Origin of the sequence: Exiguobacterium sp. s152 (assembly GCF_018618335.1) — a bacterium.
Lineage (GTDB): Bacteria > Bacillota > Bacilli > Exiguobacteriales > Exiguobacteriaceae > Exiguobacterium > Exiguobacterium chiriqhucha.
Genome location: NZ_JACSLX010000002.1, coordinates 310,507 through 326,601, shown reverse-complemented (window position 1 = coordinate 326,601; position 16,095 = coordinate 310,507). Strand labels below are relative to the sequence as shown.

16 protein-coding genes are annotated in these 16,095 nt (G+C 52.5%); 15 read left to right on the top strand and 1 reads right to left on the bottom strand.

The window, feature by feature from the left end; genetic code table 11:
• Positions 1–122: 122 nt before the first annotated feature.
• Positions 123–1,559, bottom strand: a complete 1,437-nt coding sequence (locus KNP72_RS05695) for a protein adenylyltransferase SelO (protein WP_214832449.1) — start codon at positions 1,557–1,559, stop codon at positions 123–125.
• A 108-nt stretch (positions 1,560–1,667) separates the two neighbouring features.
• On the opposite strand from KNP72_RS05695, the gene KNP72_RS05690 reads away from it, so the two are divergent.
• The 15 genes from KNP72_RS05690 to radC all read left to right on the top strand — a co-directional run bounded on the left by KNP72_RS05690 (position 1,668) and on the right by radC (position 16,025).
• A complete protein-coding gene (locus KNP72_RS05690) occupies positions 1,668–2,888 on the top strand; it encodes a bifunctional folylpolyglutamate synthase/dihydrofolate synthase (RefSeq protein ID WP_214832448.1) in 1,221 nt (406 codons plus the stop codon).
• 84 nt (positions 2,889–2,972) lie between these two features.
• Positions 2,973–3,401, top strand: coding sequence for a type IV pilus modification PilV family protein (locus KNP72_RS05685; protein WP_214832447.1), 429 nt, complete (start codon positions 2,973–2,975; stop codon positions 3,399–3,401).
• Positions 3,398–3,853, top strand: coding sequence for a prepilin-type N-terminal cleavage/methylation domain-containing protein (locus KNP72_RS05680; RefSeq protein ID WP_286038204.1), 456 nt, complete (start codon positions 3,398–3,400; stop codon positions 3,851–3,853). The genes KNP72_RS05685 and KNP72_RS05680 overlap by 4 nt, the downstream gene beginning before the upstream one ends.
• On the top strand, positions 3,837–5,342 hold the full coding sequence (locus tag KNP72_RS05675) for a DUF7305 domain-containing protein (protein WP_214832444.1): 1,506 nt from the start codon (positions 3,837–3,839) through the stop codon (positions 5,340–5,342). Before KNP72_RS05680 ends, KNP72_RS05675 begins: the two co-directional genes overlap by 17 nt.
• A 28-nt stretch (positions 5,343–5,370) precedes the next feature.
• Positions 5,371–6,630, top strand: coding sequence for a VanW family protein (locus tag KNP72_RS05670; RefSeq protein WP_214832442.1), 1,260 nt, complete (start codon positions 5,371–5,373; stop codon positions 6,628–6,630).
• Entirely contained in the window at positions 6,627–6,920 is a 294-nt protein-coding gene (locus tag KNP72_RS05665; protein WP_214719933.1) for a hypothetical protein, read from the top strand. Before KNP72_RS05670 ends, KNP72_RS05665 begins: the two co-directional genes overlap by 4 nt.
• 1 nt (position 6,921) lies before the next feature.
• Positions 6,922–8,580 carry a GspE/PulE family protein gene (locus KNP72_RS05660; protein ID WP_214719932.1) on the top strand — a complete coding sequence of 553 codons (1,659 nt, stop codon included), beginning with the start codon at positions 6,922–6,924 and terminating at the stop codon, positions 8,578–8,580.
• A gap of 4 nt (positions 8,581–8,584) precedes the next feature.
• The gene (locus KNP72_RS05655; RefSeq protein WP_021066866.1) at positions 8,585–9,619 is read left to right on the top strand and encodes a type IV pilus twitching motility protein PilT; all 1,035 of its coding nucleotides are present in this window, start codon (positions 8,585–8,587) and stop codon (positions 9,617–9,619) included.
• 4 nt (positions 9,620–9,623) lie between these two features.
• On the top strand, positions 9,624–10,841 hold the full coding sequence (locus KNP72_RS05650; protein ID WP_029595836.1) for a type II secretion system F family protein: 1,218 nt from the start codon (positions 9,624–9,626) through the stop codon (positions 10,839–10,841).
• A gap of 142 nt (positions 10,842–10,983) precedes the next feature.
• On the top strand, positions 10,984–11,445 hold the full coding sequence (locus tag KNP72_RS05645; protein WP_052090090.1) for a prepilin-type N-terminal cleavage/methylation domain-containing protein: 462 nt from the start codon (positions 10,984–10,986) through the stop codon (positions 11,443–11,445).
• A gap of 88 nt (positions 11,446–11,533) precedes the next feature.
• A complete protein-coding gene (locus KNP72_RS05640) occupies positions 11,534–12,286 on the top strand; it encodes a prepilin peptidase (protein WP_214832439.1) in 753 nt (250 codons plus the stop codon).
• 12 nt (positions 12,287–12,298) lie between these two features.
• Positions 12,299–13,942, top strand: coding sequence for a pilus assembly protein PilM (pilM, locus tag KNP72_RS05635; protein WP_214832437.1), 1,644 nt, complete (start codon positions 12,299–12,301; stop codon positions 13,940–13,942).
• Positions 13,939–14,646 (top strand): hypothetical protein, encoded by a 708-nt coding sequence (locus KNP72_RS05630; RefSeq protein WP_214832435.1) that lies wholly within the window; start codon positions 13,939–13,941, stop codon positions 14,644–14,646. The genes pilM and KNP72_RS05630 overlap by 4 nt, the downstream gene beginning before the upstream one ends.
• Positions 14,647–14,784: 138 nt before the next feature.
• Positions 14,785–15,372 (top strand): Maf family protein, encoded by a 588-nt coding sequence (locus tag KNP72_RS05625; protein WP_251128892.1) that lies wholly within the window; start codon positions 14,785–14,787, stop codon positions 15,370–15,372.
• Positions 15,369–16,025: a RadC family protein gene (gene radC, locus KNP72_RS05620; protein ID WP_286038149.1), complete on the top strand. Its 657-nt coding sequence runs from the start codon at positions 15,369–15,371 to the stop codon at positions 16,023–16,025. Before KNP72_RS05625 ends, radC begins: the two co-directional genes overlap by 4 nt.
• Positions 16,026–16,095 lie beyond the last annotated feature (70 nt).

Here is a 16,095-nt window from a genome sequence, read left to right as displayed (position 1 = left end):
AACCCTAACGAAATGAGTGAAGTGAGTAGAAGCATGTTGAACCTCCTAAAAGTGATGTTATCCACTTTACGTTCGAACATAAAAAAGGTTCCAAAAAAACCATCCTGCCGAAGCAGAATGGTTCATGTGCCACAAAACGTCTGATAAGGATAGCTGCGAGGCGGTCCGGGAGAGACATATCGTCCATAGTCTGCTTCGTAATCGTACGGCTTTCGCAATACGTCGAGCAGTGCATGGGTCGGACCGAAGTCACCGCGTTCGGCTGCCATGAGGGCGGCCTCGACATGATGATTGCGTGGAATGACGGCCGGGTTATGCTGACGCATGAGCCGAATGACGTCTGAATCCGGGAGACCTTGCTCCCCGAGGCGTTTTTGCCAAGCGGACAGCCACGCCTTGCCGTCGTCCTGTTTAGCAAAAAAGAGCGCGTCCGTGTCGTCGAGTGTGAGCGCTCGGAACGTGTTCGTGAAGTCAGCCTCAGACTCCATCATGAGTCGGAGCAGTTCGTCCGTCAGTGCATCGTCCCCGTCTTTTCGGACATAGAGCCCGATTTTATGGGCGAGCCCAGTAAAGTACGCCTCTTTATACGTTTCCGTGTAGTCGTTCAACAGCTTGTTGGCGATATCGACGGCGGCTTCTTGCTTGTCAGCGAGGAGCGGCAACAGCGTCTCGGCGAGGCGGGCCAAATTCCACGACCCGATATATGGTTGGTTCGCATAGGCGTAGCGTCCCTCGCGGTCGATGGAGCTGAAGACGGTGTTCGGGTGATACGTATCCATGAATGCACACGGGCCATAGTCGATCCCTTCACCGCTGATGAACGTGTTGTCCGTGTTCATGACACCGTGGATGAATCCGACGAGTTGCCAATCCGCGATGAGCTTCGCCTGACGGGTGATGACGCGGCCGAGGAATTGTTCATAGCGATTCGGCTGTCCTTCAAGGTCAGGGTCATGACGACGAATCGCATAGTCGGCGAGAGCGATGACATCATCAATCGATCCGGCCGCAGCGGCATATTGGAACGTGCCGACGCGTAAGTGGCTCGACGCGACGCGCGTCAAGATGGCACCATGCTTCGGTCCTTGACGCATGATTGGCTCACCGGTCGTGACGACGGCGAGCGCCCGATTCGTCGGGATGCCGAGGGCGTGCATCGCCTCACTGATGAGGAACTCGCGCACCATCGGTCCAACAGCGGCCCGTCCATCGCCTCCACGGGAATACTCGGTCGGACCTGAGCCTTTCAATTGAACATCGAAACGCTTGCCGTTCGGGGTGACATGTTCCCCGAGCACGAGTGCTCGTCCGTCACCGAGCATTGTGAAATGGCCGAACTGGTGGCCGGCATACGCTTGCGAGAACGACGTGTCGGTCTGGCGATTCCCAGCGAAGAGCGAGATGTCTTGGCGTACCTCGGCGTCGAGGCCGAGTGTCTCGGCGAGTGGTTCGTTCCAAAGCACGATCTCGGGCTTGTCGACCGGATGGACCGGTCCCTGGTCGTAAAAGATGTCACGGAGATCGAGGTAGGTCGCCTCGAAGTTCCAGTTGGTTGTCATGGTGATTCCTCCTTCTTCGCCTCGAGTATAGCACAGCCGATTCCGTGCGTAGCGCTTCGCGAATTTTGGTAAGATGAGAGGGAAGTGTGAAAACGGGAGTGATGGAAGATGGAGACGAGACAAGATGTATTTGATTGGCTACATGGCCAGCTGCGGTTCGGGATTAAACCGGGCTTGAAACGAATCGAGTGGATGTTGAACGCGCTACAGGTCAAAGAGTTGCCTTCGATTCATGTGGCGGGGACGAACGGGAAAGGGTCGACGGTCGCTTTCTTGCGGGCGATGGCGATGAAACAAGGGTTGAACGTCGGGACGTTCATCTCACCGTACATTATCCAGTTCGAAGAGCGGATTATGTTGAACGGGGAACCGATTCGTGAGGACGACCTCGTCAATATTGCCAACCGAGTTCGTGACTGTGCGTCAACATCACCAGAGACGTTGACGGAGTTCGAGCTACTGACGGTCATGGCCTGGCTCTATTTCCACGAACAACAGCCCGACCTCGTCATTTGGGAAGTCGGGCTCGGCGGCCGGCTTGACTCGACGAACGTGTTACAGAAGCCGCTCGCGACCATCGTGACGTCGATTGGACATGATCATCAAGGGATTCTCGGCGACACGCTCGAAGAGATTGCCCTCGAGAAATTCGGCATCATGAAACATGGCGTGCCGATGTTCCATAGCTTGATGGAGGAGCGGTTGATCGCCTTGCTCGAACAACAAGGACGAGAGATGGATGCGCCGATTCACGACGTCACGCCGCTCGTCACGTCAATCGAGGACGGGTCCGAGACGACTGTGACCTATGACGGTTTGCCTCCGGTGACGCTCGGATTGACCGGACATCATCAAGCATACAACGGGGCATGTGCCGTCGCGGTCGCCCGTCATCTTGGATGGAAGACAGAAGCGATTCAAGCGGGGCTGGCGTCGGCGCAACATCCGGGACGCTATGAGCTCATCTCGAGACAGCCGCGCATCGTGCTCGACGGGGCGCATAACGCGGAAGGTGTTGCCGCACTCGTCGAACAACTGAAACTCGAGCGTGACGTGACCGTCCTCGCAGCCATTCTCGCTGACAAGGACCGCGAGGCGATGGTCGCGTCGCTCCAGATAGTCGCGGACGTCTATGAGACGACGTTCGATTTCCCGCGTACCCGAACGAAAGACAGTCTGATTGCGGACGGTGCTCGTTACGTGGACTGGCAGGATTGGTTGTCCGCATGGCTCGAAGCACCGAAATCCGAGACGCTCGTCGTGACGGGGTCGCTCTACTTTATCAGTGAAGTCAGAAATCATTTAGCTAAAGATATTCAAAAAATGTAAGAAAAAGATTATAGATATGGGATAATAGTCTTAGATTGGGATAAACTGAATGGGAATCCACTTTGAGGAGTAGTGAGGTGCAGTATGGAGAGTGAGAAAGGTTTCACATTAGTAGAAGTATTAGTTTCTATTGTTCTCCTCGGTATTATTTTTACAAGCTTTTATGGACTTCTCGTTCAAAGTGCCCAAACTAATACGGTTTCTCGGACGATGATGGATTTATCTTACGTTGCTCAAAATGAATTCGAGTTGATGAAAGCAAAAGGGCAGGAGACTAGTGGCAAGACGAGAATTCAAATAGTTGAAGAACTCGGCTATACCTATCGACAAACGTCCTCAATAAATGGGTCGGCATGGCTGGAATTCTCAAAAACGATTCCGCTGGATAATCGGCGCATCGTTTTAAGGGTGGAGAATAGTCCCTCAGCTTTAAATCGAGTCATTATTGAAGTGTTTGAAGAGGCAACGATTGACTCTAATACAAAACTGGAGGGCGTCTTGAGGTGGGGATGAAGCAATTTGTTATCAAAATCCGTAATGAATCAAAAGGCGTTACTTTAGTCGAATTGCTGGTGACAGTAGTCATTAGCTCAATTGTAATAATCGTATTGGCAAATATTTTGACTGGTCTTGTTCAATTCAATCAATCCGAAAAATTACGAGATCATCAAACGGCAGAGATGCGATTAGTCATTAAGATGATTACTACTGATGTTCGCAGAAGCAACACGTTTGAAATGAATTCCTCGGCTTTGACTGTGAATAGCCGTACATACAAAGAGAGTAATGGAGTCATTTATCGAAACAATGAAGTGATTGCGCGAGGCGTCGAATCGTTGACGTTTAATTTCAAGGATCAAATGTTAACAATCGATTTAAAACTTGAGGGTGTCAATCAGCCTTCAAAAGTCGTAACGACAAAACTGTTTATCGGGGAAGGTGTGGCAGTTGAAAACTTGGAATAATTGGCGCCTCGCCAAAGAAGAAAAAGGGAATACTCTCATCTTAGTCTTGATAGTGATTTTACTATTTTCTTCAATTGGTTTAAGCATGATTCAGTCTAGCTTGAATTCCGTGTCTCTTTCGGACGGAGAAGTCAAAGAACAATCTGCCTATTACATCGCTGAAAGTGGTATTACATATACACTTGATCAGATTCAACAAGCACTCGATGAGGTGGAAAATTTAAACAAAATGACGGATGAACAGTACTATAACTATGTAAATGCCAACATTTTAACTGGTACTCAACCTCGAGTGTTTTCTTCTTTTGAGAAACAGAAAGGTATTCAACCATTGGCTACGGTAACTGTAAAGATGAGTAACGTTTCATCAGATCGAACGGTTAGAGACTACATCATCACATCGACTGGACAGGTCGGTGTGCGAAAAAAAACGTTGCAAACAAGTTACTCGTTGGATCTCGAGCGGAAGCCGGGACCAACCCTTCCTTCCAACTTAGGAATATACTCCAAAGGAAAAATGAAGCTCGCCAACGGGGTCGTGACAGGTAATATCCTCCTAGAATCGAACGCTCAAAATATGTTAGAGGTTACCGGCAACCCGACAATCAACGGAGCTGTCTACACGTTACCCTCGTCTCATTCCAAAACTATTTTGGCGCCGGATTGGTGGCTGGATCAAAAGCGACCTATAATTTACAAAGAAGACTTTAACTTAGGCTTAACACTTCCTGACTTTCCATCAGCAAATGATTTCAATTATAAGATGATTCCCGATACTACTTTTAAAGCGGGCAGCAGTCAGTACCAAGTGATTTCAAAAGGTAATATCAATATTTCGAACTGGATTGTCAGTGATTATGAGCTCATTTTGGATCAAGATTATAAAGTGAACGACATTAACTTGAGTAGTAACTATCGTTTGACGATTAACGTAAAAGATAAGGATGTGTCCTTATACGTTAATTCGATTCAAGGAATCGGACATTTAGATGTGAAGAGTCAACCGGGCGGGAGTTTGACGATTTACCTAGCTGACAACATTTCATTAAACGGTCATGTGAACGAAAGCGACGGGAATGATTTGTTCATATATATCGGACCTTCTAATGGTCAAACGAAACTAGTAAAGAGTTCTGGATATGGAAAATTTAATGCCTCGATTTATGCGAAAGATGCCAACTTAGAGTTCGTTGGTTCGGCCTCCTTGAATGGAAGTATTTTGTCAGGTGGGCAAAATGTGAAAGTAACCGGCGCGACTCAAATCAATGCACCGAAAAAATTGATTTTTGCGCCGAACGCTCATGTTGAAATCATCGAGGGTGGTACGGTGAATGGGGGCATTGTTTCCGACACTTTCACAATCAGTGGTGGGGCGAAAGTCAATGCAGCATCCATTGAATTAGATGACTTACCTTTCTTTGGAGAGGCAAGTTCAGAAACAAACTTGATTGTAAAGAAAGGGACTGTTAGAGAGATTACTAACCCATGAGAACTTTTACAAAGTGGAGGAATTTAAAATGAAACAGTTTGGAATGCATGTCTCCATCCTCATTGGACTTGTCTTACTCGTATCGCTGCCGACGATTGGACTTGTCAATTATCTCGAGGCATCGGCGAAGACAAGTGCTACATACAAAGAGACAACGGTTGCCGGCATTGATGTATCGGGGATGACGAGAGAAGAAGCGATCATTCGGCTCGATAATGCAATTAAAGATTTTAATAATACCCCCTTTATCGTAACCCTCGTCGATGGAACGGCGCTTGAAATCGGCAAAGATGTCGTATCGTTCAACGTCGATGCGACGCTCGATGGAATTGAAACTTCTGGAGAATATTCTCTTGTCACGACAGTTGATGAGGAATTACTTACTCCCTACTTAAATAATCAACCAGTGACGCTCACAATGGTCACCCCGCCACTTGTTGAGGCAGCTTCAAGCTTCAATTCAGACATTGTCTTGGAAACGACTACGGCAGAGAGTGAAGTCGTTGCGACAATTACTGTCAGTCCAACACCAGAAATGAGAGTAGCGATTGAACGAATGAATGGCTTTGAGATGGAAGCGGGAGACATTTTTAGTCTAAAAACATTTGGCGAAGACTTTGAAGCACTTAGTACGCTTGGGTCATCGATGTATCAATTATTCGCGGCAACACCGTTTCAAATCCTTGAACGTGTTCAACATGAGACTCTTCCAGCTGGCATTGAGCTTGGCTATGACGTTAAAGTTGACGAACGTTCAAACTTCGCCGTCCAGAACACGGAACAGACGCCTTATGCGCTCATCGTGTTAGAAGAAGGCAACACAATGACGATTCAGTTACTTGGTAAGGCGTTCGTTGGAGCATATGAGTCGCGTGTAGAAGACGTGACGAGCGTACCGTATCAAAATATCGTTCGTTTTTCACCTTCACTTACTGCTGGTAGTTCATCTGTCACCCAATCTGGGCAAACCGGGGAATCAGGTAAATTGTATCGTATCCGCATTACTGAAACGGGTGAGTCGATTGAACTACTCGGCTTTGACTTTTACGAACCAATTCCAGAAATTTTGACAAAGAGTTCTGTACCGATTCCAGAACCAGAACCGGAACCAGAACCGACCGAACCAATTATTATTCCGATTTTGCCAGAAAATCCAGAGGAATGGCTAAATGAATGGCTACCAAATGACGATGTACAAGATGACAACATAAATGACTATAATGAACAGCCAGAACAGCCACCGGTTCACGACACTGACCCGGTACCAAGTGAGGGGGCAGTCGGATGATCGGATATTTAATTTTGATTGCCTTTTGGGTACTCGCCACATTGACGGTATTCGCCTTGTCGATCCCATACATTCGAAAGCGTGAGACGAAAGGTACTATTTCACTATTTGTAGCTTTGCTTTCCCTTGGTGTGTATACCATTTTTGATGAAGGTCTCGAGCGGGCATGGTGGGTATGGGTCCTCCTGTCTCTTGGTTTGATTGGTGGAGCGGCGCTTAGTTCATTCATTGAACAACGGGGCTTCGCACACGAGGTGCCTCGGGAGGAACCTCAGAGGATGGTGAAGTAAGTTGAGACGAACAAAAAAACGGCTCGGCGAGATGCTCGTCGAGGCGGGAATCATCACGCAAGCCCAGCTCGACGAAGCGCTCGCACAAAAGCGGACCGGGGAAAAGCTCGGGGATGCGCTCATGCGATTGAACTATTTGACCGAGACGCAATTGATTCAAGTGTTGCACGAACAGTTGAACGTGCCGGTCATTTCATTATATGCCCAAGACATCAACGTGACCGTGACGAAACTCGTCCCGAAAGTCATCGCCCAAAAACATGACATCATGCCAATCTCGCTACAAGGGAACACGCTGTTCATCGCGACGGCGGACCCGCTCGACTTGATTGCCATCGATGACGTCCGGCTCCAGACGGGAATGAACATCGAGGTCGGCATCGCCACGCGCGAGCAGATTCGCAAGACGATTGGCCGCTATTACGAGATGGACGCGTCACTCATCGAGATTTTAAAAGAAGAAGCACCAGAACTCGAACGCGAAGAGATGGCGTCGCGGGATGACGCACCGGTCATCCGGCTCGTCAATCAGCTGTTCTTGAGCGCGATTGACCAACGCGCCTCGGACATCCACTTCGACCCTCATGAGAAGCAGTTGCACGTCCGCTTCCGGGTCGATGGTGACCTTCGGACCGAAGCGATTTATCCGAAAAAGATTCAAAGCGTCATGCTGACACGGCTCAAGGTCATGAGTAACTTAGACATCACCGAGAGCCGCTTACCGCAGGATGGGCGCATCAAATATACGCTTCGGGGCCGCCCGTACGACTTCCGCGTCTCGACGCTCCCGACGATGTATGGCGAGAAAATCGTCATCCGGGTGCTCGACTCCTCGGAAGGGTTGACCGATTTGACGAAGCTCGACTTCGGCGACGAGAACGAGGCGGTGTACCGCGACATGCTGAAACGGCCGAACGGGATTATCCTCATCACCGGACCGACCGGGTCAGGGAAGTCGTCGACGTTATATGCGTCGCTGCGCGAACTGAACGATGAATCGAAGAACATCATCACGGTCGAGGACCCGGTCGAGTATCAGCTCGACGGGATCAACCAAGTGCAAGTCAATTCGAAAGTCGGCTTGACGTTCGCGTCGGGGCTGCGCTCGATTTTGCGACAAGACCCGAACATCGTCATGGTCGGGGAGATTCGGGACACCGAGACGGCCGAGATTGCCATCCGGGCGTCATTGACCGGCCACTTGGTGTTATCGACACTACATACGAACTCGGCCATCAGCTCGATCACACGCTTGATCGATATGGGGGTCGAACCGTTCCTCGTCGCCGCGTCGACGTCCGGACTGATCGCCCAGCGGCTCGTCCGTCGCGTCTGCCGGGACTGCGGGCACGAACAGCCGGTCTCGAAACGGGAACAGGAACTGTTTGCTGCTGAAGGCATTCCTATCGAACGGATCATGCGCGGCAACGGCTGCGCCTCTTGTAATTTCACGGGATACCGTGGACGGCTCGCCATCCATGAGGTCGTGCCGATCGATGAAGGGTTGCGCCGGTTGATTATGAACCAGGCGACAGAGGCCGAGATGGTCGCCTATGCGAAAGCACAAGGCGTCCGCTTCCTCCTCGCCGATGGACTTGAGAAAGTCGCACTCGGACTGACGAACACCGAAGAAATATTGAGAACAGTGATAACGGAGTGAGCCTATGATCCATCAATCGATTGAAGTGATTTTAACGAAAGCGGTCGAACAACGCGCATCGGACATCCATTTGACCGCCGGCTCGCCGCCGATCATCCGGGTCGACGGCAGCCTCATCACGATGGGTGACGAGAAAGTGTTGCCGCTCCATATCGAGAGTTATTTGAAAGAGATCATGACCGAAGAGATGCGGGGCCGGCTCGAGATGCAACGCGACCTCGACTTCTCGTTCGGGGTCCCGCGCGTATCGCGGTTCCGCGTCAACGCCTATTACCAACGGGGCACGGTCGCCATCGCGTTCCGATCTATTTCCGGGGAAATCCCGACGATGAACGAGCTCGATTTGCCGCAAGTGTTAAAACGGTTGATTGAGAAGCCGTACGGTCTCATCCTTGTCACGGGTCCTACCGGGTCGGGGAAGTCGACGACGCTCGCCGCGATGATTCACGAGATTAACCGCACGCAGCGGAAACGGATCATCACGCTCGAGGATCCAATCGAGTATTTGCACTCGCACGACCAGAGCATCGTTGACCAGCGCGAGATTGGCTCGGACGTCATGAAGTTTGTCGACGGCCTTCGAGCCGCGCTCCGTCAAGACCCGGACGTTATCTTGCTCGGGGAGATGCGTGACCTCGAAACGATTTCGACGGCGATGACGGCTGCCGAGACGGGCCACCTCGTCATGGCGACGCTCCACACATCGAGCGCGATGTCGACCGTCAGTCGGGTCATCGACGCGTTCCCGGCCGAGCAACAGGACCAGATTCGGACCCAGCTCGCCAACGTCCTGCTCGGTGTCGTCAGTCAGCGTCTTTTCCCGCGCGTCGACGTTCCGAAAGGTCGTGTTGCCGCGATGGAGATTATGATTGGCAATCCGGCCGTCGCCAACTTGATTCGGAACGAGAAGGAGTTCCAACTCCCGACCGTCATCCAGACGAACCGGCAGAACGGGATGCAGACGATGGACATGGCGATTGAACAGCTCGTCCGTCAAGGCGTCATCAACCCGAACGCCGTACCAAATGAAGAGAGGTGACTGAATGGCCATCTTCCAATACGAGGGCAAACTGCTGAACGGGAAGCGAAAGAAAGGGCGGGTCACCGCCGTCTCGCTCCGGGAGGCGAAAGAAAAGCTACGCCAAGAATCGATTCTCGTCACCGAGCTCGCTGAACTCGAGTCGACGGGATTGAATAAAGAAGTGAACTTGCTCCCCGAGCGGGTCAAGATTGAACATTTGATTATGTACGTGCGCCAGTTCGCGACGCTCATCCGGGCCGGCGTGCCAATCGTTCGGGCGACGTCCATCTTGCGCGTCCAGACCGAGTCGAAAGTGTTGAAGAAGACGCTCAGCCAAGTCGAGGACGATTTACGTGAAGGGATTGCCTTCTCGGAGGCGATCAAGAAACATCCGCGTGTGTTCTCGAACTTCTTCAGCTCGATGGCACTCGCGGGTGAGGCGAGCGGGAACTTGGAGGAGGCGCTTGACCAAATCGGTCTTCAGCTCCAAAAACAATATGACGTCAAACGGAAAGTCATCTCAGCGTTGACGTATCCGCTCGTCGTCTCAATCGTCGCCATCGGCGTTGTCGCCTTCCTCATGGTGAATGTCGTCCCGACGTTCGCGAGCATCTTCGGACAGCTCGGCGGGGAACTCCCGCTCATCACGCGCATCGTCGTTGCCGTCTCTGATTTCGTCGCGGCCTATTGGTGGCTCATCTTCGGTGGGGCGCTCCTCGCCTTGCTCGTCTTTACGTGGATGTTGAAACGCGATAAGGAACGGTATGTGATTGATGGATTGCTGTTGAAGATGCCGATTTTCGGGCCTATCGTCCTGAAATCGCAAATCGCGTTATTGACGCGAAGTTTGGCCGTCTTGCTCCAAGCGGCGGTCCCGATTTTATCTGCAATCGAGATTACCGAGAAGATCGTCTCGAACCGTGTCATCCGTAAAGGTCTTGCTCAAGCACGCAAGATGATGGCACAAGGGATTCCACTCCATGAACCGCTCGAACGGAACGACAGCTTCCCGCCGCTCATGACGCAAATGATTGCGGTTGGCGAGGAGAGCGGGGATTTGGACTCGATGTTGAACGAGGTCGCGGAGTTTTATGAGACCGAGGTCGAGACGACGACGGACCGCCTAAAATCGATTATCGAACCGCTGTTGATTGTCGTCTTGGCGAGCATCGTCGGGGTCATCGTCATCGCGATTGTCGTCCCGATGTTCCAAATTTATGGCGATATCCAAAATCAGTAGAAACTTTTTATTTATTTGCAGATTTGTATCTTTTCAATCCTATATTTTGAATGTATAGTAAAATTGTTCTACTTATTATTAGGTCAAAGGTAATGCATGCAGCACACAACACAGCACAACACACAAAAGGGGAGAATGAATCATGTTAGAGAAAATGAAAATGATTTGGCAAGATGCCAAACAATTGAAAGATGAGCGCGGACTAACACTCGTCGAGTTGCTCGTCGTCGTCGTTATCTTGGGGATTATCGCAGCAATCGCCGTTGTCGCGATTGGTGGGATTATCGAGAACTCGAAGAAAGATGCGATGGTTGCCGATGCGAAACAGATGGTAAGTGCAGCGAAATTATATACAGCTTCGAACCCAAAAGCAGGAACGCTTGATTTTGCAGCAGGTAAGAATGGCGAACAGTACCTTTCTCAATTAAAAGATCCATTTGGAGATGCAGCGTATAAAGCATCTAATGTTGTAATCACTGAGGATGCTACTACAAAAGGGAAATTTAATTACGCTGTTAACTTAGAGGGCACAAAGTACAAATTCACTGGAGTTTCTGAAGGGTCATTAAACAAAGAAGATGCAAATCTTGTTGCAGTAAAATAATATTTCCTCCGGCTGGCGCTGGGCACTCGCTCAGCCTAGCCGGTTTTCTGTTTTTGGCATATACTTACAAGTAAGGAAGTGACCTTGATTGGTTGAATTCATCGGACTCATTTATAGCCTCGTTCTCGGGGCCGTCATCACGTCATTCACGAACGTCGTCGGGCTCCGCGTGCCACGCAAACAGTCCATCGTCACACCGCGCTCGCACTGTCCGTCATGTGGACACGTCCTATCCGCTTGGGAACTGATTCCGGTCTTCGGTTACGTGTTCCTGCGCGGGAAATGCCGCGGCTGTGGCGGGCGGATCGCGCCGACGTACCCGCTGTTTGAACTGCTTGGAGCAGTCGGTTACGCCTATAGCTTCTGGCTGTATGGCTTTAGCCTCACGACGCTTCTCGCCTTCGTCTTCTTATCGACGCTCCTCGCCTTGGCGATGTCGGATTTGTCGACGATGCTCGTCCCGAACGTGATTCTCATGTTCACGGCACCGGTCCTCATGTTGCTCGCCTACAGCGCGGGTGTGGTCTGGTGGAGCCCGATTGCCGGGGCTGCACTCGGTTTCGCTGTCCTCGCCACCGTTTTTTTCGTCTCCAAGGGGGGACTTGGGGCCGGCGATGTCAAACTATTTACAGTAATCGGGCTCGTCCTCGGGCCGCGCGACGTCCTCGTCGCACTCTTTTTATCGAGCTTGATTGGCGCGATCGTCGGAGTGACGCTCATCGGCTTGAAACGGATGGATCGCAAACAGCCGATTCCGTTCGTGCCGTCGATCTCACTCGGCACGATGCTGACGTTTTGGTTCAGCGAACGCTTCTTTGATTGGTATTTTGATTTGATGTAGGGGGAAACCAGCATGAGCCGGTCTATAGAGAAAGGAACGGTCGCGTATTTCTCGATCGATGCGCTCAGCATCCACGGGGCCGTGATTAAACAAGGCGTGTTCAAGCGTAGCGCGTCCGTCCAATTGGCGAAAGGCGCCTACGTGGGGGGACGGATTGAAGACGAGAACGCATTCGGTCTCGCTTTCGATGAACTGTGCCGTAAACTGAAAGTACGAAAAGGGATGGTCTGTGCCGTCGATATGGCCGAGACCGAAGTGTTGTCCCGCAAAGTCGAGATTCCATCGACGATCCTGAAAGATGAGATCCGCGGCTATCTGTTCATGGAAATCGGCAGCTCGATCATTTTGCCGTTCGACGACGTCGCCTTCGACTACGAGGTGCTCGGCGAAACGGAGACGAAGACCGAGGTCATGCTCCACGCCGTCTCGGTCGATTTGACGAAAGCCATCCGCGCTTACATGAAGAAACGCGGGTTCCAATTGAAGAAAATCGTTCCACGCCCGGTCGCGATCGCGAACGGCGTGAGCCGACTCGAGACGCTCGACCCGCTCAAATCGACGCTCCTCTGGCACGTGACACCGTTCGCGCACCAGTTGCTCGTCCTCGAGGAAGGGCAAGTCCGGTTCATCCGGGCCATCGAGACGGACCTCCCGTACCGCGCCGAGACGACAGACGGAATCATCACGTATACATATAGCGGCTCGAAGGAGACGCTTGCGACTCAGACGGACGAGTGGTTGAACGAACTCGCTCGCTTCCTCGACTTCTATCGCTACTCGCTCCGGACGGACGGACGTCCGATTGACGAGTTGCTCGTCTCGGGGACGGTCCCGAACCTCGACGACCTCGTCCGGACGATTGAAAGCGAGGCGATGGTGCCGGTCAAACGCATCGACGACCCGCTCCCGCTCTCTCATGCGACACCGTTGTCGCACCAGATGTTGCCGCTCCTCGGAATGGCGACGCTCGACAAAGAGCACGACGCCAACTTCATCAACTCGACCGATGTGACACTCCGGTGGCCGATTATCGCGAGCCTGCTCGCGCTCTTGATTGGCGGCGGGGCGACCGGTTACTTGTTCTATGAAGTGAACGAATTGAAACAGAACGAGGCCCAGGTCGAAGAACAGTTGCAGCTCGTCCGCATCTATCAGACCGAGCAAGTGAACTCGAAAGGACAGCAAGTCCTATCGCTCGATCAAACGGTGACGGCGCTCACGGCCGAAGAGAAGTTAGCCGTGCCAGCACTGCGGGCCTTGACGGAACAACTGCCGCCGACGGGCTACGTGCTGACGTACAACTACGCCGACGGTTCGCTCATGAGCGTGCGCACCCAGTTCGAGACGCTCGCCGATTTGAACGTGTTCCAACGCTCGCTCTTGAACGACGTACGGTTTGAGAACGTAAAACTGCTCGGCGTGACGACCGAGACGAAAGCGGAGACGGAACAGGAAGAGACGGATACCGAAACGGATTCGACGCTGTCGCCGAGCGTGCTCGATTCCACAGACGAACCGCTCCCACGCTACATCGGCGAGTTCACCTTCACGTTCATCGATGCCGAACCGGAGACGCCGGAAGGGGAGACCCCAGATGGTGAGACACCGGACGGCGAGACGGAAGAGACGACCGATGAGGAGGTGGTGAGCGAATGAAACGCTCGACGATTTATTTGATTTTCACAATCTGTTTGTTCGCGGCCATCGCCGTACCATCTTATTTCGGTTACCAGTACTTCATCCACCAAGGCAACGTCAAGTCGCTCGAACGGGAACTGTCGCTCGAACAGACGAAGCTCGAACTGTTGCGCCAAGAAGGCGAAGTCGTCGACGTCGCCGATTCCCAGCGCCTGCAGACTCGTGTCCCGACCGAAGCAGCGCTCGACACGGTCGTCGAGACGTTGTCGCAGGCGAGCCAACTGTCTGACGTTCGCGTGACGAGCATCGCTTTCGCCGATGGTATCATCGCTGAATCGGAAGTACCAAAAGACATCGACGAGCCGGAACCGAACGATGTGAGTGCGACGGCTGAACCGGCCGAACCGGTTGAAATCACGCCGGTCAACGCCTCGTCGGTCCGCTCGACGGTGTCGCTCCAAGCGGACACGTACGAGTCGCTCGTCCTGTTCCTTGAGTCGGTCGAGTCGATGAACCGGATTCACATCTTGCGCACGGTCCAATTCACTGGACCTACTGAGACGGGACCGAACACGACCGAGACGGCTGAGCCGCTCGACTTCACGGTCGAACTCGACGCGTTCTATCGCCCGGACCTCGATCAACTCGTCGAAGACCGCTACGTACCGGCCCAGACGTTCACACCGAAAGACATCCCGGTGTACGATTATACGACACCGTGAACGCACGTCCCTTCGAAAAGAAGGGGCGTTTTTTTGAGAGGTCTCTGATTGTATTCACGTGCCCGTTTGCCTACAATCGACAGTGAAGTGTGATACGGAAAAGAAGCCCGTTACGCACATATGGAAGGAGTCGTTACAATGAAACCAACACAGAAACGTGTCATCCTCGCTTCGATGTCGCCGCGACGGACCGAGCTGTTGACCCAGGCTGGCATCACGCATGAAGTCATCCCCTCGAACGTCATCGAAGGGACGAACGGTCGGGAACACCCGGACGAGTACGTCGGACGCCTCGCTCGCGAGAAAGCGATGGACGTCGCCCGCGACAACCGCAACGCCGTCGTCATCGGCTCGGATACGGTCGTCGTCTTAGACGGGACGATTTTAGAGAAGCCGAAAGACCGTGTCGACGCGCGGGACATGCTGCAACGGCTTTCGGGGGCGACCCACGAAGTGCTCACCGGCGTCAGCATCATCGGGCCCGAGCGGCAAGACTTGTTCGTCACGACGACGCACGTCACGTTCATCGAGATCCCGGACACTTGGCTCGATGGCTATCTCGATTCGACGGAGCCGTACGATAAAGCTGGCGCCTATGGCATCCAAGGGTCGGGCGGTCTGTTCGTCGCACGGCTCGAAGGGGACTTTTATAACGTCGTCGGTCTACCGATTCGTCCGCTCGTCGAGACGCTCGAACGACACGGGGTAGCGCCGCGCTTTCTGTGATTGAAGCGAAAGTTGGTGAAGGAATGACCATGGTGCTCGACCGAAGTGTTGAATCCGCAATCGCCCGGCTGCTCCAAATCGGGGGTAGGGGTGGCGACCCGCATGAGACGGCCCGACGGCTGTCTGACGTGTATCCGACGCTCCGGGCGCTGTCGCAGGCGACCGTGAGCGACCTCTGTCAGATTGAAGGTATGACGAAGAAGAAAGCCGAGCAGTTGCTCGCGGCGTTCACAATCGGTCTCCGTTATGTCGAGGAACCGAAAGTGGAGACGCCGACAATCCGCTCGCCGCAGGACGCCTATGAACTGCTCCGTGATGAGCTCCGGCTATTGAATCAGGAACATTTCATCTGCCTGTATTTGAACACGAAGAATCAGCTCATCGCCCGGAAGACATTGTTCGTCGGCGGGCTCAATTCGTCCATCGTCCATCCGCGCGATGTGTTCCGCGAAGCGCTCAAACTGTCGGCCGCTTGTTTCATCGCCGTCCATAACCATCCGAGCGGGGACGCGACCCCGAGCCGGGAAGACATCGAGGTGTCGGAGCGGCTCGTCGAGGCGGGCCATATCGTCGGCATCGCTTGTCTCGATCACGTCATCATCGGGGAGGACCATTACGTCAGTATGAAACAGCGGGGATATATGAATGGATAAGGGGGAAGCAGGCATAGAAATGTCTGCTTTTTGTGATTAAAGAGTTATTATTTAACTTTGATGAGTTTTG

What these genes read in the sequence shown, in the direction of transcription:
- KNP72_RS05695 (WP_214832449.1), bottom strand. Translation starts at nt 1,559, where the DNA reads ATGACAACCAACTGGAACTTCGAGGCGACCTACCTCGATCTCCGTGAC.
- pilM (WP_214832437.1), top strand. Translation starts at nt 12,299, where the DNA reads ATGAGCCGGTCTATAGAGAAAGGAACGGTCGCGTATTTCTCGATCGAT.
- KNP72_RS05685 (WP_214832447.1), top strand. Translation starts at nt 2,973, where the DNA reads ATGGAGAGTGAGAAAGGTTTCACATTAGTAGAAGTATTAGTTTCTATT.
- KNP72_RS05650 (WP_029595836.1), top strand. Translation starts at nt 9,624, where the DNA reads ATGGCCATCTTCCAATACGAGGGCAAACTGCTGAACGGGAAGCGAAAG.
- KNP72_RS05630 (WP_214832435.1), top strand. Translation starts at nt 13,939, where the DNA reads ATGAAACGCTCGACGATTTATTTGATTTTCACAATCTGTTTGTTCGCG.
- KNP72_RS05665 (WP_214719933.1), top strand. Translation starts at nt 6,627, where the DNA reads ATGATCGGATATTTAATTTTGATTGCCTTTTGGGTACTCGCCACATTG.
- KNP72_RS05680 (WP_286038204.1), top strand. Translation starts at nt 3,398, where the DNA reads ATGAAGCAATTTGTTATCAAAATCCGTAATGAATCAAAAGGCGTTACT.
- KNP72_RS05655 (WP_021066866.1), top strand. Translation starts at nt 8,585, where the DNA reads ATGATCCATCAATCGATTGAAGTGATTTTAACGAAAGCGGTCGAACAA.
- KNP72_RS05690 (WP_214832448.1), top strand. Translation starts at nt 1,668, where the DNA reads ATGGAGACGAGACAAGATGTATTTGATTGGCTACATGGCCAGCTGCGG.
- KNP72_RS05625 (WP_251128892.1), top strand. Translation starts at nt 14,785, where the DNA reads ATGAAACCAACACAGAAACGTGTCATCCTCGCTTCGATGTCGCCGCGA.
- KNP72_RS05645 (WP_052090090.1), top strand. Translation starts at nt 10,984, where the DNA reads ATGTTAGAGAAAATGAAAATGATTTGGCAAGATGCCAAACAATTGAAA.
- KNP72_RS05670 (WP_214832442.1), top strand. Translation starts at nt 5,371, where the DNA reads ATGAAACAGTTTGGAATGCATGTCTCCATCCTCATTGGACTTGTCTTA.